General features: G+C 42.2%; 25 protein-coding genes. 1 reads left to right on the top strand and 24 read right to left on the bottom strand.

All coding sequences use genetic code 11. The annotated features are described in order from the left end of the window. Window positions 1-45 precede the first annotated feature (45 nt). The 17 genes from aroB to AM500_RS10115 form a co-directional block, all read right to left on the bottom strand. Complete coding sequence (aroB, locus tag AM500_RS10195) at window positions 46-1,119, bottom strand: 3-dehydroquinate synthase (protein ID WP_053599114.1); 1,074 nt, start codon at window positions 1,117-1,119, stop codon at window positions 46-48. After that, the gene (gene aroC / locus AM500_RS10190; protein WP_053599113.1) at window positions 1,119-2,288 is read right to left on the bottom strand and encodes a chorismate synthase; all 1,170 of its coding nucleotides are present in this window, start codon (window positions 2,286-2,288) and stop codon (window positions 1,119-1,121) included. The genes aroB and aroC overlap by 1 nt, the downstream gene beginning before the upstream one ends. A gap of 403 nt (window positions 2,289-2,691) precedes the next feature. After that, the gene (gene ndk, locus AM500_RS10185; protein WP_053599112.1) at window positions 2,692-3,138 is read right to left on the bottom strand and encodes a nucleoside-diphosphate kinase; all 447 of its coding nucleotides are present in this window, start codon (window positions 3,136-3,138) and stop codon (window positions 2,692-2,694) included. Between the two features lie 407 nt (window positions 3,139-3,545). After that, window positions 3,546-4,508 (bottom strand): heptaprenyl diphosphate synthase component II, encoded by a 963-nt coding sequence (hepT, locus tag AM500_RS10180; protein ID WP_053599111.1) that lies wholly within the window; start codon window positions 4,506-4,508, stop codon window positions 3,546-3,548. Window positions 4,509-4,647: 139 nt separating this feature from the next. After that, entirely contained in the window at window positions 4,648-5,352 is a 705-nt protein-coding gene (locus tag AM500_RS10175) for a demethylmenaquinone methyltransferase (protein WP_053599110.1), read from the bottom strand. A gap of 4 nt (window positions 5,353-5,356) precedes the next feature. Beyond that, window positions 5,357-6,145, bottom strand: a complete 789-nt coding sequence (locus tag AM500_RS10170; protein ID WP_053599109.1) for a heptaprenyl diphosphate synthase component 1 — start codon at window positions 6,143-6,145, stop codon at window positions 5,357-5,359. 385 nt (window positions 6,146-6,530) lie between these two features. Further along, entirely contained in the window at window positions 6,531-6,767 is a 237-nt protein-coding gene (mtrB, locus tag AM500_RS10165; protein WP_053599108.1) for a trp RNA-binding attenuation protein MtrB, read from the bottom strand. Window positions 6,768-6,794: 27 nt separating this feature from the next. Beyond that, window positions 6,795-7,361 carry a GTP cyclohydrolase I FolE gene (folE, locus tag AM500_RS10160; RefSeq protein ID WP_043933597.1) on the bottom strand — a complete coding sequence of 189 codons (567 nt, stop codon included), beginning with the start codon at window positions 7,359-7,361 and terminating at the stop codon, window positions 6,795-6,797. Between the two features lie 245 nt (window positions 7,362-7,606). Next, window positions 7,607-7,879, bottom strand: coding sequence for an HU family DNA-binding protein (locus AM500_RS10155; protein WP_043933595.1), 273 nt, complete (start codon window positions 7,877-7,879; stop codon window positions 7,607-7,609). 583 nt (window positions 7,880-8,462) lie between these two features. Further along, entirely contained in the window at window positions 8,463-9,941 is a 1,479-nt protein-coding gene (gene spoIVA, locus AM500_RS10150; RefSeq protein WP_053599107.1) for a stage IV sporulation protein A, read from the bottom strand. 425 nt (window positions 9,942-10,366) lie between these two features. Further along, on the bottom strand, window positions 10,367-11,083 hold the full coding sequence (locus AM500_RS10145; RefSeq protein ID WP_053599106.1) for a hypothetical protein: 717 nt from the start codon (window positions 11,081-11,083) through the stop codon (window positions 10,367-10,369). A 27-nt stretch (window positions 11,084-11,110) separates the two neighbouring features. Next, a complete protein-coding gene (locus AM500_RS10140; protein WP_053599105.1) occupies window positions 11,111-11,311 on the bottom strand; it encodes a DUF2768 domain-containing protein in 201 nt (66 codons plus the stop codon). Between the two features lie 270 nt (window positions 11,312-11,581). Then, window positions 11,582-12,619: an NAD(P)H-dependent glycerol-3-phosphate dehydrogenase gene (locus AM500_RS10135; RefSeq protein ID WP_231688170.1), complete on the bottom strand. Its 1,038-nt coding sequence runs from the start codon at window positions 12,617-12,619 to the stop codon at window positions 11,582-11,584. A 26-nt stretch (window positions 12,620-12,645) separates the two neighbouring features. Beyond that, entirely contained in the window at window positions 12,646-13,956 is a 1,311-nt protein-coding gene (gene der, locus AM500_RS10130; RefSeq protein ID WP_053599103.1) for a ribosome biogenesis GTPase Der, read from the bottom strand. Window positions 13,957-14,394: 438 nt separating this feature from the next. Then, the gene (locus AM500_RS10125) at window positions 14,395-14,580 is read right to left on the bottom strand and encodes a capping complex subunit for YIEGIA (protein ID WP_053601683.1); all 186 of its coding nucleotides are present in this window, start codon (window positions 14,578-14,580) and stop codon (window positions 14,395-14,397) included. A gap of 12 nt (window positions 14,581-14,592) precedes the next feature. Next, on the bottom strand, window positions 14,593-15,468 hold the full coding sequence (locus tag AM500_RS10120) for a YIEGIA family protein (RefSeq protein WP_053599102.1): 876 nt from the start codon (window positions 15,466-15,468) through the stop codon (window positions 14,593-14,595). Continuing rightward, window positions 15,461-16,072 (bottom strand): YphA family membrane protein, encoded by a 612-nt coding sequence (locus AM500_RS10115; protein WP_053599101.1) that lies wholly within the window; start codon window positions 16,070-16,072, stop codon window positions 15,461-15,463. The genes AM500_RS10120 and AM500_RS10115 overlap by 8 nt, the downstream gene beginning before the upstream one ends. 106 nt (window positions 16,073-16,178) lie before the next feature. Between AM500_RS10115 and AM500_RS24965 the strand changes: the two genes are divergently transcribed. Further along, entirely contained in the window at window positions 16,179-16,316 is a 138-nt protein-coding gene (locus AM500_RS24965; RefSeq protein WP_082347191.1) for a YpzI family protein, read from the top strand. A 50-nt stretch (window positions 16,317-16,366) separates the two neighbouring features. Here the strand turns inward: AM500_RS24965 and rpsA are convergent, their stop codons facing one another. The 7 genes from rpsA to prsW form a co-directional block, all read right to left on the bottom strand. Beyond that, complete coding sequence (gene rpsA / locus AM500_RS10110; protein WP_053599100.1) at window positions 16,367-17,506, bottom strand: 30S ribosomal protein S1; 1,140 nt, start codon at window positions 17,504-17,506, stop codon at window positions 16,367-16,369. A 146-nt stretch (window positions 17,507-17,652) separates the two neighbouring features. Then, window positions 17,653-18,246 carry a lysophospholipid acyltransferase family protein gene (locus AM500_RS10105; RefSeq protein WP_053599099.1) on the bottom strand — a complete coding sequence of 198 codons (594 nt, stop codon included), beginning with the start codon at window positions 18,244-18,246 and terminating at the stop codon, window positions 17,653-17,655. Beyond that, window positions 18,246-18,923, bottom strand: coding sequence for a (d)CMP kinase (gene cmk / locus AM500_RS10100; RefSeq protein ID WP_053599098.1), 678 nt, complete (start codon window positions 18,921-18,923; stop codon window positions 18,246-18,248). The genes AM500_RS10105 and cmk overlap by 1 nt, the downstream gene beginning before the upstream one ends. Before the next feature lie 358 nt (window positions 18,924-19,281). Then, complete coding sequence (locus AM500_RS10095) at window positions 19,282-19,461, bottom strand: DUF5359 family protein (protein WP_053599097.1); 180 nt, start codon at window positions 19,459-19,461, stop codon at window positions 19,282-19,284. Window positions 19,462-19,732: 271 nt separating this feature from the next. Further along, window positions 19,733-21,082 (bottom strand): germination protein YpeB, encoded by a 1,350-nt coding sequence (ypeB, locus tag AM500_RS10090; protein ID WP_053599096.1) that lies wholly within the window; start codon window positions 21,080-21,082, stop codon window positions 19,733-19,735. 12 nt (window positions 21,083-21,094) lie between these two features. Then, window positions 21,095-21,793 (bottom strand): spore cortex-lytic enzyme, encoded by a 699-nt coding sequence (sleB, locus tag AM500_RS10085; RefSeq protein ID WP_231688169.1) that lies wholly within the window; start codon window positions 21,791-21,793, stop codon window positions 21,095-21,097. A gap of 159 nt (window positions 21,794-21,952) precedes the next feature. Beyond that, window positions 21,953-22,642 (bottom strand): glutamic-type intramembrane protease PrsW, encoded by a 690-nt coding sequence (prsW, locus tag AM500_RS10080; protein ID WP_043933581.1) that lies wholly within the window; start codon window positions 22,640-22,642, stop codon window positions 21,953-21,955. Window positions 22,643-22,652 lie beyond the last annotated feature (10 nt).

The raw sequence follows: 22,652 nt of genomic DNA, 5'->3' as shown, positions 1-22,652 counted from the left end.
CTCCAATCAACAATGCTTATAATCAAAAGATCATTAACAAAGCAATTAAAGTAAAAGCTTTAGCTCTTGTTGAAGGAATTCGGTATCAAGTTCGCTAAGGATTGGTTCACCTAGCTTTTTCAATAATACAAAGCGAAGCCGCCCACCTACTGCCTTCTTGTCTTTTTTCATTTTTAAAATTAAGCCATCCATAGTAAGCCCTTCTGGAAGTCTTGTTTGATATCCAAGTCTGCTTATCCAGGTAATAAACTCCTCCGTATCAAACTGAAGCCCGCTTTTAACCTGACTCAATTTCAAGGCAAAAAGCATCCCATGCATGACCGCTTCTCCATGAGTTATATGGCCAAATCCTGCTTCTGCCTCAATTGCATGGCCAAGGGTATGCCCAAAATTGAGGTATGCCCTAATTCCCTGTTCACGTTCATCTTCCGATACAACATCCGCCTTAACCTTTATTCCTTTTGCAAGCATGGTTTCGTATTGGCCTGCTGTTATTTGTGAGAGGTCTTTAATCGTTGATTTTAACCATTGATATAGATCCGGATTGCCAATAAGGGCATGTTTAATAAGCTCTGCGAATCCTGAGCGCATCTCATGCTCCGGGAGGCTATTCAGGAATGTCATATCATAAAATACCGCAACAGGCTGATGAAAGGCACCGATTAGATTTTTACCAAGATGATGGTTAATCCCTGTCTTCCCGCCTACTGAACTATCATGTGCCAGGATTGTTGTTGGCAGTTGGATAAAGGCTATTCCCCGCATAAAAGTCGCCGCGATGAACCCTGCCAGGTCACCAACTGCTCCCCCGCCAAGGGCAAGTATGAGTGATTTCCTGTCAAGCCCCGCTTCAAGTGCTGCTGTCATCCCTTTATAATACGTCTCTATCGTCTTCCCCTTTTCACCGCCAGGAGCAGTAAATACAGAGACAGGATAATCCTGCAACCTATCAAGAAGTGTCTTTAAATATAGGGGAGCAACATTGGCATCTGTAATGACCAGTAATTTGGTAAGACTAGAAAACTTATCTTGCAGGAACGGCTTTAATTCAGCTATTGCATTTTGGCCAATGATTACTGGATATTGTTTGTCGCCTGTACTGATGTAAATAGTTTCCATTAAAAAAGCCTCGATGATTCCCGGTAGGCTTTCATATTCTCCAAAAACAAATCAAACCTGTCAGATTGGAACTGTTCCACAATTGCAGAAGCCAGTTCCCATGCAACGACACTTTCAGCTACGACTGCCGCGGCGGGAACAGCACAGCTGTCTGAACGCTCAATACTGGCGGTGAATGGCTCTTTCGTCTCAATGTCAACACTTTGAAGCGGCTTATAAAGCGTTGGAATCGGCTTCATAACCCCACGAACCACTACGGGCATCCCAGTCGACATTCCGCCTTCAAATCCTCCAAGCCGATTGGTTCTCCGTGTATAGCCACTTTCCTCGGTCCAAAGAATTTCATCATGCACCTGGGAGCCAGGTATACTTGCCGCTTTGAAACCAATTCCAAATTCAACACCTTTGAAAGCATTTATGCTGATCATTGCACCTGCTATTTTCGAATCCAGCTTTCGGTCATAATGGACATAACTGCCTACTCCTGCTGGCATTCCCTCTGCGATAACTTCAACAACGCCGCCAATAGAATCACCATTTTCTTTTGCTTGATCAATAGCGCCCATCATTAAGCCCTCTGCCTTAGGATCGAGACAGCGAACTGGTGAGTTTTCACTTTTGACTTGTATCTCCTTCACCGCCATTGGGCTGCTTTCAGCTTTAATTCCCCCAATTTCAACAACATGGGAGCCTATTTCAATGCCAGCTCCGGATAGAAGGGCCTTTGCTACCGCACCAGCAGCAACTCTTGCTGCGGTTTCCCGGGCAGAGGATCGTTCAAGGACATTCCGAATATCCCTATGCCCATACTTAATGGCACCGTTTAAATCGGCGTGGCCTGGACGCGGCCTTGATATTTTCCTTTTCATGCCTGCTTCAGCATCTTCATCAATTGGTTCCGAACCCATAATGCCAGTCCAATGCTTCCAATCATCATTTTTTATAATCAATGCAATTGGGGAACCAAGAGTTTTTCCATGGCGGACCCCGCCAGCAATTTCAACAGTATCCTTTTCAATTTGCATCCGCCTTCCCCGGCCATGACCCTTTTGCCTGCGGGCAAGTTCTTTGTTGATTTGTTCAGCGGTAATAGGCATTCCTGCTGGTACGCCTTCAATAATCACCGTTAATTGTGGTCCATGCGATTCGCCTGCTGTCATGTATCTCATCTTCATTTCCCCTTCTCCATATATTATTGCTTATTATACCCATACCAGTGAACCCCGCCAAGGGAACCACTCTGACAAAAGTTGTTTGGAGACTATCAGAGTCTATAAGTTTGTAATTTGTCTACCTCTTGCTCCACAAGGAAGACTTCCCAGAAATCGTTGATGGAAGTTTCACTTTATCCCAGTCGAAAGCTCTCCATTTTCACGGTGATGACCACTAAGGAAGTTCCTTATAATAATCTTCGCAGGGACAAAAAGGAAAGCATCCGTGAATTAACATCGCAGAGACAGGCGGCTCTTTCCCTGGATTGAGGCGTTCTTTGCCTTTCACGAAGGCACTTGTGCTCTCATCCTGAAAACGGATACAAAAAGGGCACTTCGCAATGGAAAGTGCCCCCCGAGCTTAGTATACCCACTCATTAATTAATTTTGTGTACTGAACAAGTTCTTCTTCCTTAAAGAAAATCCCGATTTCTCTTTCTGCGCTGGCTGGTGAATCCGAACCATGGATGATGTTCTTTCCAACAGTTAGGCCGAAATCCCCGCGAATTGTGCCAGGAGCGGCATCTTTTGGATTCGTGCTACCCATCATCTGGCGTGCGGTTGCAATTACATTTTCCCCCTGCCATACCATGGCGAATACAGGTCCTGATGTAATAAAATCTACAAGCTCACCGAAGAATGGGCGTTCTTTATGTTCCCCGTAATGCTCCTCCGCAATTTCGCGCGGAATGCTCATTAATTTTGCTCCGGCAAGTTGAAATCCTTTTTTCTCAAAACGTGCAACGATTTCTCCGATTACCCCACGTTGAACTCCATCGGGCTTGACCATTAAAAATGTCTTTTCCATTTTTCCACTCCTAAAAAAGTATGTATGTATTGATGATTGCATAGTATGGCAATCCACGAAAATAGTAACATTGTTTAGAAAATTTCGCAAGGTTGAACGGGATTGCCTATTGTCATATGTGATGCAATCAAGTTTCTCACGTTAAAATGTATGGTTTTTTCAAGCTATGAAACAACGTTGTTGATTTCCGCTGTACAAAGGGAAGATCCAAAATAATAATCGCAGGGACACAAAGGAAAGCATCCTTGATTTAACATCACAGAGACAGGCGGCTCTTTCCCTGGATTGAGGCGTTTCGTTTCCACAGGCGGCCTAGGGATCCTGTCTAGCTGCGACTCAAAACAACAATGGTTAGAACATAATATCTTAAAACATGACAAATAAAAAACGCCCTTATAGGGCGCATTTTAGTATTTTCGTTTTCCAATATATTTCGCAATATCATACAGAGTTTTCTTCGCCTTGTTTTGCGGCAAAGTTTCCAGGATAGAGAGAGCTTTCTCAAGATAACGATTGCTTAGCGCAAATGATTTTTCTATAGCACTAGAATCCTTGATCAGTTCAATAATTTCCTTCATTTCTTCTGGGTTAGTATGCTCGCTTACTTGGACGATCCTTTCCCTAAGAGCAGGATCCTCCATCGCATAAAGGACAGGGGCAGTGATATTGCCCTGCAGCAAATCTCCTCCAGCAGGCTTACCCAGTTCCTTTTCGGTTCCTGTGAAATCTAGGATGTCATCAATTATCTGATAGGACATTCCAACATAATATCCAAAAAGGTATAATTTCCTGCTGATTTTTCTATCTGCGTCAGCCGCAATTGCCCCAAGCTCACAGCTTACCGCTATCAGCAGTGCGGTTTTCCGCTTAATCCGCCTGAAATAATCCCTCATCGTTTGATTAAAGCGATATTTATCTTCAATCTGCTGAATTTCTCCAACACAAACTTCAACAATGGTATTCGCAAGTATCTTATGGGCACTAGCATTATGAATATTGGTCATTACTTCAAGCGAAAGAGCGAGGATATAATCGCCTGTATACATCGCAATCCGATTGTCCCATTTCGCCTTAATTGTTGGCTGTCCTCTGCGAATCTCTGCATCATCAATAACATCATCATGTACCAGGGAAGCCATGTGGATAAGCTCTAAGGAAACGGCTACATTTTTAATCCGGTCAATTTCATAGTTCCCGAATTTAGCAGCCAGCAAAACAAAAACAGGGCGGATCCGTTTTCCACCCGCCTGCAGGGTATGCAGCGAAGCTTGCCGTAACAGCATGGAATCCGCCTGTATTGTATCTTCTAGCGTTTTTTCAATCAATGTAAGGTCGGAGTTTAAAAATGAGGTCATCATTTTTAATTTCATTGCATCACCCTGCTTTTCCTAATACTGGCGGAAATCATACATTCCTGCATTAACGAGGCAGTAAGATTTCCGCCTTAAAACTCTGTGCATATATGTGGGATTAATGTGGGACAACTTCCCAATGGTGATGGATAACAATTTAATCCTTGTATCCAAAATGGACTGCTGCCGCTCCGCCGCTATATGCTTTATACGTTACTTTTGTAAAACCGGCTTTTTCAAACATTCTAGCCAGTTCTTTCATGCCCGGGAAGTCCCTGGCTGACTCCTGAAGCCAGGAGTATTCTTCATAACTCTTTGCGAATAGTTTCCCAAATACCGGCATTATGTACCTGAAATAAAAGAAATATAGCTGCCTGTAAACCGGCATGGTCGGCTGGGAAGTTTCAAGGCAGACCGCTATCCCACCGGGCTTAAGTACCCTGCGCATCTCACTCAGGACCTGCAAATAATCAGGAACATTCCTAAGTCCAAATCCGATTGTCACATAATCAAAGCTATTATCCGGAAACGGCAATTCCATAGCATTGCCATGGATGAGATCCACATTTGATAGGTTTAGTTCTTTGATTTTCTTTTGGCCGATTTTCAGCATATTTTTGCTAAAGTCCAGACCTGTCACATGTCCTTCTTTGCCTACGGCTTCCGCAAGAGCAACGCTCCAATCAGCGGTTCCACAGCAAACATCCAAGGCTTTTGAACCTGGCTGGACATTCATCCGCTTCATCGTGTCCTTCCTCCATGCAAGATGCATTTTGAAGCTGATCACGGAATTCATTTTATCATAGTTGTCGGAAATGCTTTCAAATACGGAGTGCACCCGTTCTTCTTTTGAGCGTGCCATGAAGCTACCCTTCTTCCACAAAAATTTTCAACTGGCTTATATCGGCTGCCAACTCATCCAGCCTGGTTTGCAAAACTGCATTCATATCAGTTAATGACTTGGCTCTAGCTTTAACATCTGTCGCCAGACCAGCAATTCCCCTATCAAGCCTTTCCAGGAAAGATACGCCAGGTTCAGAAGATGGTAGTGATTCCATTGCTTCAAAAAACGGACTGAACCCCTTCTCGCTATACAATTTCCGTTCAGTAAGCATTCTTTTCAAAAGCAGGAAACCTTCTGCAAACGTCTTCCATGGACTTCCACCGAAATAATCTGAAAAACGGGCAAGAAGGGATGCTTCAATATTCATTACACTAGTTAAAAGATGATCCATTGATGGAAAATCCTTTTGATAAAAAAGGATTTTGTTTTCGTTTACTTCTTTTATACCTTTGGCGAGTGCACGAATCATCAGGATATCGTCGGACTCGGCAAGATGTTTATAATAAAGCCCGCTATAATAATCTCCAGCGAGAACAGTCAGTTGACGTTCCTTTAAATCGAACGAGGCCTTTTTATTTGTAACATGTTCATGAGTATCCAGGGCGATTTGAACAAGCATCGCTGTTAGTGCATAATTCATTTGTTCATTGTGGGAAAGACCCAGCCCTTCCATTCTAGAAACTAGCAGCAATAGCTTATCTTCGTCGATGACAGGAACTTCAATATGCTGAAGCAAATAAGGATGAAGCACCTTCTGTTCAATCAGGGCCTTAACCTCACTGACTTTTTTTATAATAGTATGGTCATGCACTCTTATCACCCCGGGTACATCTTGAGCTGTTGTGCCTGTCCATTTTCGGGCAGCACTTTCTTAAGCTGTATCTTTATTTTTCCCTAAACATAGCAGACATCATTATATCATAAATTATTTTCCTTATGGGTAGGTTTCACAAAATATTAAAACGCGACCCATGAAATTTGTCGAAATTTCAGATTGCCATCAATATATTCCCTTATTAGCTATAATTTCACAGCAGGTGACTGAGTCTTCCCTGACGCACTTTAATCATTTGTGAAGGCAAACTGAAGTAATCGCTTTTTAAATGGTTATATTACCCTTAATTAGATCGTGACAAATTCACCAATTAATAAGTTCCAAACAAAAAGAACGGGAAGACATCCGTTCCATCTTACACTTATTTTTTTGCCTCACTCTCAACTTCCCCAAAAGCTGTGAGTATTTTTGCATTACCCCTTACTTTGATTGCTGAAGTATGCTCAGTAAACTGGGCAACCAGGACCTCTCCCCTGTCCAGTTTTTCAGAATGATGAAATTTCGTGTCAGTTCCTCTAGTTAAACCAATCACACTAACCCCGTCATCAATTGCTTTAATTACTACAAAATCTCCTGCCTGCTGCGTCTTTTTTTCCATGCTTCCGCCTCCGCAAAATGTATTGGATTATTCTTTAATCAAAGACAAGACTTCAGATCTGGCGATTGCATTTTCGTTAAAAATACCCCTTACAGCAGATGTAACTGTCTTGGAGCCCGGCTTTTTAACTCCTCGCATCGTCATGCACATATGCTCAGCTTCAACAACAACCATTACCCCATACGGCTTAAGAGTTTGCATAATACTATTTGCAACCTCAGATGTAATTCGCTCCTGCAGCTGAGGCCTTTTTGCAACAGCTTCTACGGCTCTCGCCAATTTGCTTAGTCCCGTAACACGCCCATTTCTCGGGATGTAAGCCACATGCGCCTTTCCGAAAAAGGGGACAAGATGATGTTCGCACATTGAGTAAAATGGTATATCTTTAACGAGGACCAACTCTTCATGTTCTTCCCCGAAAATGGTTTCAAAATATTCTCTCGGGTCCTGATGCATCCCGCTAAAAACCTCTTCGTACATTTTTGCAACGCGCTTTGGTGTATCCAGCAGCCCTTCCCGGTCCGGATCCTCACCAATTGCTTCAAGAATCGTTCTAACCGCTTCCTCAATCCGGGCTTTATCTACTTCCGACATGTATGTATCCCCCTATGTATTCTAGCAAGTCTTCTTCATATTAGCATAACCCTTTAATCTCAGGCAAAACGATATGTTTCTACCCTATCCAGGGAAAACTCATCAGGATACGAATCGCATGTGATGGTTGAAGCTGGCTTGTTATCAAACATCATGAGTTATCAACAGACTATAATTTAAGCTAAATGAAAAAGGCCATGGATTTCTCCATGGCCTTTTTGCGCCCAAAGCACATTAATATGTAATTATTTCACTGCGTCTTTGAGTTGTTTACCTGGTTTGAAAGCTGGAACTTTGCTAGCAGCGATTTCGATTTCTTCGCCAGTTTGCGGGTTGCGGCCTTTACGAGCGGAACGCTCACGAACTTCAAAGTTACCAAAACCGATTAGGGAAACCTTATCACCATTTTTCAAAGCATCCAAAATGGAATCAAACACTGCATCAACAGCTTTAGTTGCTTCCTTCCTAGAAAGTTCGCTAGCCTCAGCTACTGCATTGATTAGTTCTGTTTTGTTCATGCCATTCACCTCCTCCCAAATGATTTGCCCAGTAGCAGATAAGAATACTTATCTACATTTCTAAACAAATTTCATCAATTCTATACGTATGCTCGTATTTTATTGACAAGGCTTATCATAAATGAAGCCTCGCTGGATTTCAATCATTTTTACTTAAAAAATTGAAAGAAACCCAATGAAATTAAGCTTTGTGCTTCATGAGGATAATTCTGTTAGTAGATTATCACATTAAAAACAGCATATCAAGATTATTCCCGTAAATAGTGGAAATCTTTTCATATAAAAGACGAATTTTCCTCTAAAATGTCGAAAATTAAGGAAATGCGCGAAAAATATCCGTTTTTAACATTCAGAAGCCGGGCTCTCCACACTCTTCATTCCCCTTCATCTCAAGTTTTAATCTTATTTCAAGAAATATCGCTGGGGAATTTTCGCTATTTTTAGCGAGCTAACCAATATTCACCCCCTCTCCTACCCTCGGGCTAAACCTTTTACATTCCACAAAGAGGTAGTATTCTGAGGGTTGCGAGAAAAAAAGAAAAGGCCCCATAAAGGAGCCTATACCGTAGCATATTTTTAATTGTTAGAGTATGATCGCAATCAGACCGCCCGATCCTTCGTTAATAATGCGCTCCAGCGTTTCTTTTAGCTTATAGCGGGCGTTCTCAGGCATAAGCGAAATTTTCGCCTGGATACCCTCCCTGACAATGGAGCTGAGGCTTCTGCCAAAAATATCTGAATTCCAGATAGAAAGCGGATCGTCCTCGAAATCCTGCATAAGGTAGCGAACCAATTCTTCGCTTTGTTTTTCTGTCCCGATAATTGGGGCAAATTCTGATTCAACATCTACCTTTAGCATATGAATGGATGGGGCAACGGCTTTCAGCCTGACTCCAAACCTGGCACCCTGCCTGATGATTTCTGGCTCTTCGAGGCTCATATCCGCCAATGAAGGAGAAGCAATTCCATACCCTGTTTGTTTGACCATTTTAAGTGCATCGGAAATATGGTCATATTCTGCTTTCGCATGTGCAAACTCCTGCATTAACTCAAGCAGGTGATCCTTGCCCCTGATCTCCACTCCGACTATTTCCTTAAGGATTTCGTCGTAAAGTTCATCAGGTGCATATAAATCGATTTCTGCGACACCCTGGCCCATTTCTATTCCGGCAAGCCCCGCCCTTTCAATGAATTCGAAATCACTGAATTGGGTTACAACACGGTCCACGTCTCTTAATCTTTTAATATCCTTAACCGTTTCCCTCACAGCTTCCTGATAGCTTTGACGAAGCCAATGATTTTCCCTGAGTACCATAACCCAGCTTGGAAGGTTAACATTTACTTCAATGACAGGGAATTCATAAAGCGCTTCTCTCAATACATTGAGTACGTCTCCTTCCCGCATACCTTCAACACTCATAGCGAGTACTGGAATATCATACTTTTCAGCAAGGCTGGCTCGAAGTGCTTCCGTATTCGGATGATACGGCTGGGCACTGTTTACCACCATAATGAACGGCTTGCCAACCTCTTTAAGTTCATTGATAACTCGTTCCTCAGCTTCCAGGTAGGAGCTGCGCGGAATTTCCCCAATCGTCCCATCCGTTGTGATAACTACCCCGATTGTCGAATGTTCCTGGATGACCTTTCTCGTTCCGATTTCAGCAGCCTCATGGAACGGGATAGGTTCTTCATACCATGGTGTGGTTATCATCCTCGGACCATTTTCGTCCTCATACCCTTTTGCACCTGGGACTGTGTAGCCAACACAATCTACCAGACGGATATTTACCTCAAGCCCCTCGTCGACAAACACTGTTGCGGCCTGATTTGGGACGAATTTTGGCTCAGTAGTCATGATTGTCTTGCCCGCCGCACTTTGCGGCAGCTCATCCTGCGTTCTTGCCCGGTCCGCCTCATTTGCCATATTTGGCAGTACTACGAGTTCCATGAACTTTTTGATAAATGTGGATTTGCCGGTGCGGACAGCCCCAACAACCCCCAGATAAATATCGCCGCCTGTACGTTCAGCAATATCTTTAAAAATATCTACCCTTTCCAAGAGATCCCCTCCCGATCTTAGAGTTAGTGGGATAATAGTATCCATTTAGGTAATTTTGGACAGTATATGTTTATGACGTTGTCCTATCCTTTTATGCTAGTTTTGCTATTTATTTTTACCTCCTGTTCCGGAAAACCCATTATTCCGGAATAAACCGGTCTTAACCCCAGCAAGGGAAGCAAACATAATGAAAAAAACCCTTCTCCTGTAAATATATTTCACAGAAAAAGGGTTATGACTTTCGTTTATGAATTTTTACCATTTGCAATTGATTGATTGCTAGTTTTTAAGAAAGCAAATCTTTATCTTTCTCACCGATTATTAGCCGCAAGGAACCAAAATCATTTTTCCAAGGCATGAACCTCTAACTTTTATACGGGTATTAAGCATTAGCTTTTTTAACTCAGAAGCTTGAATCAACGGGCTTACTGTCCTTTGTTCTGGATAAAAACAGGCTCTCCTTTATCATCAATCGTATATGGTAATGAGTAGGCAGGAACGAACATAGAGTTATCTGTAAGAATGCTCCGTATGTCATCGCCCTTTTTAAAGTTTTTGTCTGACTTTTTTAGAGCCTGGTAAATATCACTGCGATAATCGACGTATACTTCAGCTTGCCCATTTACTACAAACGGTAAATTTTGTTGTGTAAAAGGGCTAATTACAAATTGATCCTCTTTGTAGCCAAGCTCTTTAAAATTCATGGTATAAACATTTGGGGCTATCTTGTCTTTATAAGGAGGAAAGCCACTTGCGCTTATACGAATTTTTATTTCTCTAATCTTGTCGGCAATTCTCAAATCCAGAAGCTTGACGGTAGGGTTGGTTTCTACATCAATTAATACGTATTGGAAAATACCTCCGCTCTCAAAGGCATTACCTGGCGGCGAATCAATATATCTAGGAGCTATTTTGTTAAAGTCAATCAAATATTTTTCATAGATAGGCGTTTCCATATCCTTCGTTTTAATTGGAAGAATGCCCCCATTATCTTCTTGAAAACGATCAACCGCAGACTGAACAGAATCAATCTGTTCTTTATATGGAATTTGGTTTTGTGCAAGATCCTCACTTGGATACATGCAGCCGGAAAGGGTTACAATAAGAAAAACCGATAGCGAAAATTTCAATTTGTTTAACATGTAATCAATCCTTTGGATTATGTAGTTCTATTCACTTGTCGGCCCGCTCATGACGACCAGGAAAATAATAATGCCGGAAAGCACCATCAGCCCATAAGCTATTACTGCTGTTATTATACGAAGAACGCCTTTTAATTTAAATCTGCTCAGGTAGATTGTAAGCAAAGAAATAGCCATTAGGCCCATTCCAACAAACGAAATCCACATTTTCATCAATGCTGGTGACAAACATATACCCCCCTTTTACAAAGCAATATTATATCACAGCGTTCTTCCCGCGGGAACAACTATTACTTTCCGAATCTGCTGCTTATAGAACTAATTCTCAGATAAGAACAAATTTAATTATAAAAAAAGAGCAAGGGGGGCGAGTCCTTGCTCAATTATGGTACGACTATACCCAAACAACAATTCACTAAAATGTTTCGTTGCATTGTATGCAGACAGAAAAATAAATGCATCTCTAAAAAGCCCATGTTTAATAATTATAAACGTAAATTAATTGTCATTTAAGATATTCGTTAAGTCTTCCATCTCGTGTGTCCTGTTGCGGGCCATCAACAAATCAGCCGCATCCTTGGCAGGAAGCCCTTCAAATAGCACTTTATATAATGTATCAGCAATCGGCATCTCAACTTCATATTTCGCTGCCAGCTGGTGCGCAGCCTTAGTTGTCCGCACCCCCTCAACAACCATTCCCATGTTGTTAAGTACATCTTCAAGAGTTTGCCCTTTGCCTAGCATATTTCCAGCCCGCCAGTTCCTTGAATGAACACTTGTACAGGTTACGATTAAATCACCGATACCAGCCAGCCCCGAAAAAGTTAATGGATTGGCTCCCATTTTCGTGCCAAGCCTTGCTATTTCCGCGAGCCCCCTAGTCATTAACGCTGCTTTGGCATTATCCCCAAAACCAAGCCCATCTGTAATTCCTGCAGCTAAGGCTATAATATTTTTCAATGCACCGCCTATTTCAACACCGATAACATCTGGATTGGTATATACTCTGAAGTTTTGGTTGATAAACAAATCTTGTATCCGCTCTGCCTCTTCCATATTCTCTGAAGAAACAGTGACCGTTGTCGGGTGCCTTAAGCTAACTTCCTCCGCATGACTAGGTCCTGATAACACAACAATTGCTTTTACAGATTCAGATGGCATTTCCTCTTGGATCATTTCCGAAATCCGAAGCAGGGAATCCGGCTCAATTCCTTTACTCACATGTACAACCGTCACGGGCGAGTTTTGTACCGATTTCATTTTGCCAACAACTTCTCTTATTGCTTTTGTTGGTACGGCTAAAACAACGGTATCAGTGCCCTGTAGTGCATCACTTATCGAAGACACAGCTTCGATTAAGGCTGGTATTTCGATTCCAGGCAAATATTTTGCATTTGTCCTTGATTCATTAATTTCTTGTACTTGGTCAGGGTTGTGGCTCCATAATTTTACGTTATGCCCGTTATCAGCAAGCACGATTGCAAGTGCTGTTCCCCAGCTGCCAGCACCTAATACAGCGATTTCCCCACTCTGCATATGCATAAAAAATCACAACCTTTACTTTATTTTCTTTCTCTTGCAAATATTTTGATAGGTGTGCCTTCAAAGCCGAATGCGTCACGGATTCTGTTCTCGAGGAAACGTTGATAAGAAAAGTGCATCATTTCAGGGTCATTTACAAAAACGACAAATGTAGGCGGCTTCACGGCTACCTGAGTCGTATAGTAAATTTTTAACCTGCGCCCTTTATCAGTTGGAGTAGGATTCATGGCAACCGCATCTGTTATGATGTCGTTCAGTACATTCGTTTGCACCCTCATCGAATGATTTTCACTTGCCATGTTGATTACAGGTAACAGCGAATGAACCCTTTTCTTTGTTTTAGCAGATAAAAAGACAATTGGAGCATAGTCAAGAAATTTGAAATGGTCCTTAATTTTAAGTTCAAACTCTTTCATGGTTTTCTCATCTTTTTCAATGGCATCCCATTTATTTACGACTAAAACTACCGCTCTGCCCGCTTCATGGGCATATCCAGCAATATTCTTATCCTGTTCCTGAATACCTTCTTCGGCATTCAATACCACCAGGACAACATCTGACCGTTCAATCGCCCTTAGTGCACGGAGTACACTATATTTTTCAGTGCTTTCATATACCTTGCCTCTTTTTCTCATCCCTGCTGTATCGATAATGACATATTCCTGTCCATCAAATTCATACAACGAGTCAATTGCATCACGGGTTGTACCGGCAATATCACTGACAATGACCCGCTCTTCCCCTAGCAAGGCATTTACCAGGGAAGACTTTCCGACATTCGGACGCCCGATTAAGCTGAATTTAATAGCATCTTCAGGAAAATCTACTTCCTCAACTTTTGGAAAATGTTTTGCAGCTTCATCAAGAAGGTCACCCAGACCAAGACCATGAGAGCCTGAAATTGGAAAAGGCTCGCCAAAGCCAAGTGCATAAAAATCGTAAATCTCCGCTCTCATTTCCGGATTATCGATTTTATTTACTGCCAGAACAACTGGCTTTTTCGTTTTGTAAAGTATCTTTGCCACTTCTTCGTCGGCAGCTGTAACGCCTTCACGGCCATTCACAATAAAAATAATGACATCTGCTTCTTCAATAGCAATTTCGGCCTGCTGGCGGATTTGCTCAAGGAAGGGTTCATCGCCGATATCTATGCCGCCTGTATCAATAATATTGAAATCATGTGCAAGCCATTCTGCAGAACTATAGAGACGATCCCTGGTCACGCCTGGAATATCCTCTACAATAGAGACTCTTTCTCCGACTATTCTATTGAAAATCGTTGATTTGCCTACGTTCGGCCGTCCGACAATTGCAATTGTTGGTTTTACCATTCAACTCACCCTTAATTTACATTCTAAAAACAGGCATCTGCCTATTTTCGGTTACTTCAGATTTTTGCATCCTAATAATCATGGCAATGTTTATCGATAATGATATTATAACCAGAGTTGATTGGAGCGTAAGGCGCGAAGACTCGTTCGAAAATGCATTCGCATTTTCTCCTGCGGTGCTTTTTCAGGGAAGATTATTCAACGTCCTGGCGGGAGAAAAGGTCAGTGGGAGACCCCACAGGCGCTAAGCCGAAGAGGCTCCCAGACCGCCCGCGGAAAGCGAAGCGCCTGGAGCGGAAATCACCAGTGTTGTTAACCTAGCCAAAAACATAAGGATAAAAACTGTATTTTACCAAAATAAACCCTTCATAGGAAGGGCTTAACTCTTCATTATAGTACCAATGTTCGTCCATCCGCGCAATTAAAACTATTGTAGAGTCAGTGCTTTACAATAATATATAACTCTTCACCCAGTGCATGCGCTATTCCATCAAGGATCGCTTCGAGGTTCGCTGTCATGGTATCCATTTCCTCTTTCCCCGAACAATGAAAAACACTTGCTCCTCCGGAAACTTTAGCAGGATTGGTGGTCACCACAGCTAATATGAACTTTTCAAGGCTCACGATCATCCCTCACTACTCTTGTAATTTTTTCGAAGGCATCCGAATGGCATTCTCAAGCGTTGGAACTGCTCCAATAATATCAATTGCTTTTTGTTTATCCCTTTCTTGAGGGAGAACAAAAACTGCCAGGCGTCCATCCTTGAGATCCCTTTTTGCCAAAGGAACGAGCGCCGGAGTACCTGAATCCCTGTAAATTCCAAGAGCAGTCGAGACATCATGGAGAATTGCCTGCCGTTGACCTAAATTAGACAAAGTAATTTTCGAGTTGGCATTCTTCGGTTTTAAAATAAAACCCATTCCATTCTCAAGTATTTCCTGCCTGCGGGCAGGAAGACCAATATTCATCATATAAACCGTATCAACATATAAACCAGGGCCTTCAAATCGGGGCTGTACATATTCGATATCGGCTATTTTTTCAATAGTCCCCCCCGACATCAGGAACTTTACCGCTATAAGCGCAAGTATGGCAGCAATAATTGCGCCAACTAAATTTATCCACAAGTATGCAAACGTTACGGCAAAGGAAGTGAGGATCACCAAGTAATTCCGGCTTTCAAACGCAACCGCAATTCCCTCTATATACGTGTTCCCACGTTTTACGAGCTCATACTCATCAAGCACACTTAGTGTATTCCGCTCCATATTCCTGACTTCGCGAAATTGCGAGGCGGCAATCGTTAAAAATGTCACTGCCGTAAATTCTTTCTCCATAATAGAAGGAACAACGACAGTCCCAAGTCCAGCTGCTATAAAGCCAACTGCAACATGAATAATTTTACCATGAAGATATGTTGGATACTGGCGATAGTCAGTACGCAGCATGTACAGACGAGCAATCAAACCTACAATAAGCCCTGCCAGTATGGGATACGTGTATTCAGTCATGAGGAAGCTTATTGCCCCTTTCAATTGGTTTAAAAATAGTTCCTAAGATAGAAGCAGTTGTTTCGAAAGCACTCCAAAAAATGATCAATAAACCTGCTGTGGCGGTATAATCCAAAAAAACGTACCCGCCAGCCTCATACGGAAATCCAAACTGCACAAGAACAATTGAAGTGAGGAATTCGCCTTGCAATGATGCAAATAAAACTAAAAGGAAACGTTTTGCGAGCGAGTTTCTTAAGAAAATTGCGAGGATTCCCATGATAAAAGCAGAAAGAATATCTTTATCAACAAAAAAGATAACCGGGTCAAAAAGGAAAAACATCTGAATGACACCGTATGCAATCGAGAGTATTAATGAGCAGACATAAAAATATGCAATGTCTGACACCTTTTCTCCTCTTAAAAAAGAAAGTGAGTAGAAAAAGAGCAACAGAGAGCCAATGTTAATATTTAGGCTCATTACCTGCACTTGGTAAGGCGCAAGAATAATGACTGCCAGAATAGCGATAGCTATGCCCAGCCTTTGGGGCGATTTACGTTCAAGAAAAAAGGTTGAATAAATCCATAGACACCATGCAGTTAGATAAAACAAAAGACCTGCCATATATCCTCCTCCTAACATTCCCATTATCGGCAGGTACTATGTACTTTCATACCCGAAGAATAATCTTTGTTTAATGATTCATTTTAACAATAAGGAGGTGTGAATTATGGGAAAGGACAGGCAGGAAAAAAAGCTGAGGGAAAGCGGCAGAGTCGAATCAGACCGTGATCAGGATTTAGGTTACCCAGGTGCTACAGGGCTTCAAACACCCGAGGAAGCAAGGAAGATGAATTACAAGAAATGATGTAAAATAAAAGGCCTCCGCGATAGCAGAGGCCTTTAAAATGAATCTTATTATTTTTTAAGATTTTTGAGCTTGTCACCGAGCAGTTCGCTAAGCTGGAAGCCTTTTGATTCCTCTGGCAATTCATAGTCGGTATTTTCCTCGTAATCCTTTTCCAGTAAATCCTTAATGCTTAAGCTGAGCCGCTGATCATTCTCACTGACTTCCAGAACTTTTACTTGTACTTCCTGGCCTTCTTTTAAAGCCTCATGAGGAGTTGCAATGTGCTTGTGTGCAATCTGGGAAATATGCACAAGCCCTTCAACACCAGGGAAGACTTCAACAAAAGCTCCATACGATACAATTCTGCGGACGGTGCCAGTTAGGACGCTTCCTTTAGCAGCCTTCTCAGCGATATTTGACCATGGCCCTGGAAGAGTTTCTTTAATTGATAAAGAAATTCTTTCATTATCCCTGTCTACACTTAGGACTTTCACTTGTACCTGTTGCCCTTCCTCAACAACATCGCCTGGTTTTTCAACATGTTCATGCGAAAGCTGGGAAATATGGACAAGACCGTCGATTCCACCAATATCTACAAACGCGCCAAAGTCAGTAATCCTTTGAACTGTTCCTTCGATTACTTGACCAGGCTGGAGGTTTTCCAGCAAGCCTTGTTTCTTTTTGCCTTTTTCCTCTTCAACCACGGCACGGTGGGATAGGATGAGCCTGTTCTTTTCCTTATCAAGCTCGACAATCTTAAAGGACAGCTCCCTCCCTTTATAGTCGGAGAAGTCTTCTACAAAGTAAGCTTCAACCAGGGATGCAGGTACAAATCCACGGACTCCCAGGTCAACTACGAGGCCGCCCTTTACAACATCCTTTACCTCAGCGGTGAAGACTTCGCCGCTTTGGAATTTCTGTTCAAGCTCGTCCCACGCTTTGACAGCATCTACCTTGCGCTTGGAAAGGATAAGGGCCTCTTCTTCAACTTTAAGGACCTCCAGTTCAAGTGTATCGCCTTCGGCAACAGCATCCGATGCTTTTTCAATATGGATGCTGGACAATTCGCTAATAGGAATGATTCCGTCAAGTTTGCTGTTCTGGATGTCTACGAGAACTTGTTTTTCCTCAACCTTAGTCACTTGCCCAGTCACGCGATCCCCGATCTCAAAAGATCCTACTTCAATCTGATTCATATCTTCCGACATATGTACTCCTCCTTAACCATTGGCTGCCCATTTGAAATACAGATGCAGAGCCATGCAGATACACAGCACGCATCTTCGGCTGCAATTCTATCGAATATTCTAAAAAATATCCTTTTTTAATAACTTCTTACAAAAGGACTTTTTTGTCAAGCGGAAACACCTTTGTGTTCATCAATAAGTTTACGTATTTCCGACATGATTAATTCAGTTACAACATCGGCAGAAGCCTTTTCCATTCTTACTTTTTCCATATCAATTGGCTTGCCATAAACGACTTTTAATTTGGAAAAAGCCTTATAGGGGCCGATGATGGCGCATGGAACTACATGCGCACTTGAACGGAGTGCGAAAAATCCGGCACCTGCCAGACCCTTGCCCAATTCCCCCGTCTTGCTTCTAGTTCCCTCTGGAAACAAACCTAAAACCTTTCCTTCCTTTAAAACATTTAATCCTTTTCTTAATGCTTCCCGGTCACTCATTCCCCGTTTCACAGGAAAAGCGTTGCACATTAGCACGACATTCTTCAGCACTGGCACTTTAAAAATCTCTTCCTTGGCCATAAAATGAACCGGGCGTTTGGTGGTGATTCCAACCAATAGGGGGTCAAAATTCTCGATATGATTTGAACATAAGAGGACTCCGCCATCCTTAGGTACATTCTCCTGGCCAATTATTTCATACCTATATACAGGCTTAAGGGCTAGCTTGACAACGTTTTTTGCAAAATCATAGAACGCCATTATTTTCCCACTCTTTCCTTCACTAATGACATTATCGAGTCAGCAACTTCTTCAATCGAAAGGGATGTTGTATCAATTTCAACTGCATCTGCAGCTTTGACTAACGGTGCGACTTCCCGTTCCGAATCAAGTTTATCCCTTGCCGCAATTTCTCTTTTGAGCGTTTCGAGATCTGATTCAAAACCTTTTAATAGATTCTCGGAATGCCTTCTTGAAGCCCGTTCCTCAACACTGGCAAGTAAAAACACCTTTACTTCTGCATTTGGAAGGACATGTGTGCCAATGTCTCTGCCATCCATAACAACGCCGCCATTTTCAGCGAATTGCTGCTGTCTCCGTACCATTTCTTCCCTAACCTTGCGATGCCTCGACACAATGGATACCGAGTTGGTAACTTCTGAAGTTCGTATATCAGAGGTTACCTCTTGCTTATCAAGAAATACGAGCTGCCCTTTTTCTGAAGGAAAAAGCTCAATAGTTGAGCTAAGCAGCATATCAATTAAGCTTTCTTCATTTTCGAGGTCAACCCCATTTTTCAGTGCTTTATAGGTAAGAGCCCTATACATCGCTCCAGTATCAATATAAATATAAGAGAGCCTTTCAGCCAGTATTTTAGCTACTGTACTTTTACCTGCCGCTGCAGGGCCATCAATTGCGATTGAAATTTTCGTTTCCATAAATCCTCCTGTACCTTTTCCATTACTCATTTATAAAAGATGAACTTTTAGTTTTACCAGTTAATTTCGCTTGAAGTGCTATGGCGCCCGAGAGTTCTTTTAGCACCTAGTCCGTGAAGAACGCATCCACCCTTAAGTGAAGTAAAGAATGGCTTTCCTTCATGCCCTACTGCGCTTATCTGGGGGCTAACCAAGGCGGTTACATACTTCCCGGGCAGCAGCTCTCCAGGGCTTCCAATGACTTAGTTCATCTTATTATAGTACTTGCTGACAATTATTTATTTTACCATACTTTTAAACATAATTTAGCCTATATAAATTAAATTAAATAACAAAAGAAGGGCAGGAATATCCTGCCCTACTCTCCTTGAAAGGTTTGCAGAAATTCCGAATAGGTTCCGGCCTCTGTCCCTTCATATTTTGATATTGGAAGCACCCCAGGCAAAAGACCATACCAATGAAAAATCAACTGGGACAAAAGTAAAAACAGAAACTGAATAACGGCAATTTTCAAGAGGATACGTTCAACGGTTTTCATGGCACCTCTCTTTTCAATAAAGGGTTTTCCTCATCCCACACTGATGGATAGCCGCGCGGAGCCCGATTGGTTCAACTAAGCCGCTGAAGGGCACTGCGGCAAGTTTCACTTTAATTCACCAATCGGACTTTTACGGGCAGTTGATCCCCCACCTATCTTCTTCGCTTCCTTTGAATCTTAAGGTGGGGGTCTTACTGCCGGTTAAGAGTGGGATAAAATTTACCTACAGTATCGTCCACAGCCGCATTTTTAAAACAGGGTGTTGAGAAAGCTATAAAGCATCTTCGTATAATTCTTCGGCTTCTTTCAGTTTGTCAATCTTCTCCTCATCCCCATTCATTGCATTAATGTAAATCCGGTATGAATCATCACCAAGGGTACCAAGGAATTCATAACAAAGTACTTCTTGTCTAACATCATTGACAATGATTGCCTGCCGTTCCTCCATAACTGTTAGCTTTGGATTGATTTTCTTCCTGGCTTCCGCAAGAGGCAGTGCTGGTTTTTCAGGCTTTCGATTCTTATGGTTCTTCCAATAATCTTCAGCAGATAATCCGACAGGCGTGCCATCGTCCAGGGCAATTTTCACTTTAACCGAGTCGGGATAAACTCTAATGTCATCTATTTTAGTAACAAATGTAAAAACGCCAACAGAATCGTATTGGGCACTTTCAAATAGTTCCATTGAAGCAAAACCATTTTCCTTGAGAAATGCGAGTGCCCTATTGCCAGCATCATTTAAGGAAATGGATGCCTTATTAACTGGCCTATTATTTAAGAACCAAATTGGATACCCGCCTTTCTGAGTAATATCCATCATCGCTTCCATTCCGGTATCCTGATTGTTTACGGTAACGGAGTAAAAACCGTAATCAGACCCTTTACCATTATCCGTCACCTTTGTTTTAGCATTCCCATCAAATCCGATGTATTTTTTTGCAATAGAGACCGCTTCTTTTTTTGTGATTTTTTTGCCAGGAAGATTATTAAAGTTAGCATCATTTTTCTTCATATCAACAAAACCTGGCCCAAAATCAGTTTCATCATAACCGGAGACTGTTTTTTCAACCGTTTTAAATCCATCAATAATGGTATTGTCCCCGTTTTCCTTTCCGGAAGCCAGTGCAAGCTCTACATCCATCCAGCGAAGATTATTTTTCAGGACCATATGCTGAACTTTGCGTAAATCCTCTTGGACGTCGCCTGCCTCCTTATACAAGTTTTCAAGGGCTTTATATTCTGTATCGGTTAAAGGTTCTTTTTCCAAATCTCTTACAGCTGCCTTGTAACTAAAGTTACCTACATTAGCAAGGAATTCCTCTGTCTTATTGAATGGAAGCAGCGCCAAGGGAAGTTGCCCCACATTCTGGCGGGCTTCAGCCGTAATTCTCCATACTTCAGCCAGAGAAGGAGATAATGACTTACGGGAATTCATTGCTAGCGTTGATCCTATCTCATCGTGAAGTAAATCGATTTCATAGGTAAGTTCATGAAACGACTTCTGATAGGTGTTTTCAGCGTTAATCAGTACTGCTGTCTTTTCTTTATGTTCCTGATAACCCCAGTAGCCGGTTCCAGCTAGGGCAATTACAAGGATTACGATTATCACGTTTCTAACCATTTCTTCACCCGCTTATTTACAGAATATATGCTTGCCAATCCTTTTGATTTGGGGCCTTGACCAAATCCATTTGCTAGTTGCTGTTTCGGGATTGAAGTAATATGTTGCATTCCCCGTAGGATCCCAGCCATTGATCGCATCCATTACAGCTTTTCTTGCCGTATCATTCGGTGTAAGCCAAATTTGTCCATCCGCTACAGCGGTAAACGCGAGTGGTTCAAAAATAACTCCTGAAATGGTATCTGGAAAAGTTGAGCTTTCAAGCCTGTTGAGAATGACCGCCGCAACTGCAACCTGGCCTTCATAAGGCTCCCCTCTCGCTTCTCCATAAACCGCGTTTGACATGAGTTTAATATCATTTTGCGAAAAGCCGTTTGGAACATTTGTTGCAGTAGGCTTGGCGGGTGCGGATGTATTTTTCCCGCCTGCACCTTTGGCGTTATACTTTGTTGTTTTTACAAGCTTTGCCTTAGTGTCCTTGCCTGCGATACCGTCTATAGGCAATCCAAATTCATATTGGAAATTCCTTAGAGCCCAATAGGTCCTCCAGCCAAAAACCCCATCTATCTTCCCCGTGTAAAATCCAATGTATTTCAGCCTTGATTGGAGCTCAATCACATCCTCTCCAATCGCACCATGCTGAATGACCTGATTGCTGAACGCCTCTGCTTTTTCTCCTGGCCCAAAAAGCACAGGAAGGCATAACAACATAACCAAAAGGCATTTTGGAAATGCCCTCCACTTCCTTTTCATAAGTTGTACCTCCAATTCCATTTCTTCTATATTGAGTTTATTTTTTGTATTACTGCCGGTTTTATTCATTGAAGTGGAGGTTTGGAAGGTACCAATAAAAATGTAAAACCCTCTTCACTATGAGTGGAGAGGGTTTTGGGCCTGGTATTTACTTTCTAAATGGGCTGCGCTTAGGATGCGTGCCTTCTTAACCTTCCTTATTGCAAACCACCAAAGGAAGGCCATAAATGGCATAATAATATAAATCCAGTTTTCTTGAGTGATTAATATATAGTCATAAATCCCGTGAAGTAAGACCGGCAATGCTAGTGAAAAGAATAACCATAATTTCTGTTTTGTTTTGGAGAACTTGGTTTTCCCTATATAAAATCCCATAATAACCCCAAAAAGAGCATGGCTTGGGACGGGAAGCAACGCCCTGCCGATTGCATGCTCCACACCATTGCCAATTAAATAAAGAATATTTTCGACGGTGGCAAAACCAAGGGAGACCGCGGCACCATAGACGATTCCGTCAAATGGCTCATCAAAAGCCATATGCCGGTAGATAACATAGTAGAGAATGAACCATTTCATGAACTCCTCCAAAAGACCAGAGGAAAGGAATGCTGTTCCCCATCCTGAATTGATAACATTCTCAGCATTTAGGACATGCTGTATGAACATAATTGGAAACACAAGCAAAGCTCCATTGATAAAGGTCCTGATAACCACTGGAAGCGGCTCTGATTCCACTTCATCCTTCAAATAGAAATAACTTAGTAATGCGAGGCCGGGTGCAATCCCGGCAGAAAAGATCCCCAGCATGCACGGCCAC

Source organism: Bacillus sp. FJAT-18017, assembly GCF_001278805.1.
In the GTDB taxonomy this organism is placed as follows: domain Bacteria; phylum Bacillota; class Bacilli; order Bacillales; family Cytobacillaceae; genus Bacillus_D.
The sequence above is the reverse complement of the archived record's forward strand: the minus strand, read 5'-3'. Positions and strand labels throughout refer to the sequence as shown.

What these genes read in the sequence shown, in the direction of transcription:
- sleB (WP_231688169.1), bottom strand. Translation starts at nt 21,793, where the DNA reads ATGTTGTTATGCCTTCCTGTGCTTTTTGGGCCAGGAGAAAAAGCAGAG.
- cmk (WP_053599098.1), bottom strand. Translation starts at nt 18,923, where the DNA reads ATGGAAACGAAAATTTCAATCGCAATTGATGGCCCTGCAGCGGCAGGT.
- AM500_RS10120 (WP_053599102.1), bottom strand. Translation starts at nt 15,468, where the DNA reads ATGACTGAATACACGTATCCCATACTGGCAGGGCTTATTGTAGGTTTG.
- AM500_RS10105 (WP_053599099.1), bottom strand. Translation starts at nt 18,246, where the DNA reads ATGGCGTTCTATGATTTTGCAAAAAACGTTGTCAAGCTAGCCCTTAAG.
- aroC (WP_053599113.1), bottom strand. Translation starts at nt 2,288, where the DNA reads ATGAGATACATGACAGCAGGCGAATCGCATGGACCACAATTAACGGTG.
- rpsA (WP_053599100.1), bottom strand. Translation starts at nt 17,506, where the DNA reads ATGTCGGAAGATATGAATCAGATTGAAGTAGGATCTTTTGAGATCGGG.
- AM500_RS10155 (WP_043933595.1), bottom strand. Translation starts at nt 7,879, where the DNA reads ATGAACAAAACAGAACTAATCAATGCAGTAGCTGAGGCTAGCGAACTT.
- folE (WP_043933597.1), bottom strand. Translation starts at nt 7,361, where the DNA reads ATGTCGGAAGTAGATAAAGCCCGGATTGAGGAAGCGGTTAGAACGATT.
- ndk (WP_053599112.1), bottom strand. Translation starts at nt 3,138, where the DNA reads ATGGAAAAGACATTTTTAATGGTCAAGCCCGATGGAGTTCAACGTGGG.
- der (WP_053599103.1), bottom strand. Translation starts at nt 13,956, where the DNA reads ATGGTAAAACCAACAATTGCAATTGTCGGACGGCCGAACGTAGGCAAA.
- aroB (WP_053599114.1), bottom strand. Translation starts at nt 1,119, where the DNA reads ATGGAAACTATTTACATCAGTACAGGCGACAAACAATATCCAGTAATC.
- AM500_RS10115 (WP_053599101.1), bottom strand. Translation starts at nt 16,072, where the DNA reads ATGGCAGGTCTTTTGTTTTATCTAACTGCATGGTGTCTATGGATTTAT.
- prsW (WP_043933581.1), bottom strand. Translation starts at nt 22,642, where the DNA reads ATGCTGGGGATCTTTTCTGCCGGGATTGCACCCGGCCTCGCATTACTA.
- AM500_RS10095 (WP_053599097.1), bottom strand. Translation starts at nt 19,461, where the DNA reads ATGAAAACCGTTGAACGTATCCTCTTGAAAATTGCCGTTATTCAGTTT.
- AM500_RS10135 (WP_231688170.1), bottom strand. Translation starts at nt 12,619, where the DNA reads ATGCAGAGTGGGGAAATCGCTGTATTAGGTGCTGGCAGCTGGGGAACA.
- ypeB (WP_053599096.1), bottom strand. Translation starts at nt 21,082, where the DNA reads ATGGTTAGAAACGTGATAATCGTAATCCTTGTAATTGCCCTAGCTGGA.
- mtrB (WP_053599108.1), bottom strand. Translation starts at nt 6,767, where the DNA reads ATGGAAAAAAAGACGCAGCAGGCAGGAGATTTTGTAGTAATTAAAGCA.
- AM500_RS24965 (WP_082347191.1), top strand. Translation starts at nt 16,179, where the DNA reads ATGGGAAAGGACAGGCAGGAAAAAAAGCTGAGGGAAAGCGGCAGAGTC.
- hepT (WP_053599111.1), bottom strand. Translation starts at nt 4,508, where the DNA reads ATGAAATTAAAAATGATGACCTCATTTTTAAACTCCGACCTTACATTG.
- AM500_RS10145 (WP_053599106.1), bottom strand. Translation starts at nt 11,083, where the DNA reads ATGTTAAACAAATTGAAATTTTCGCTATCGGTTTTTCTTATTGTAACC.
- AM500_RS10175 (WP_053599110.1), bottom strand. Translation starts at nt 5,352, where the DNA reads ATGGCACGCTCAAAAGAAGAACGGGTGCACTCCGTATTTGAAAGCATT.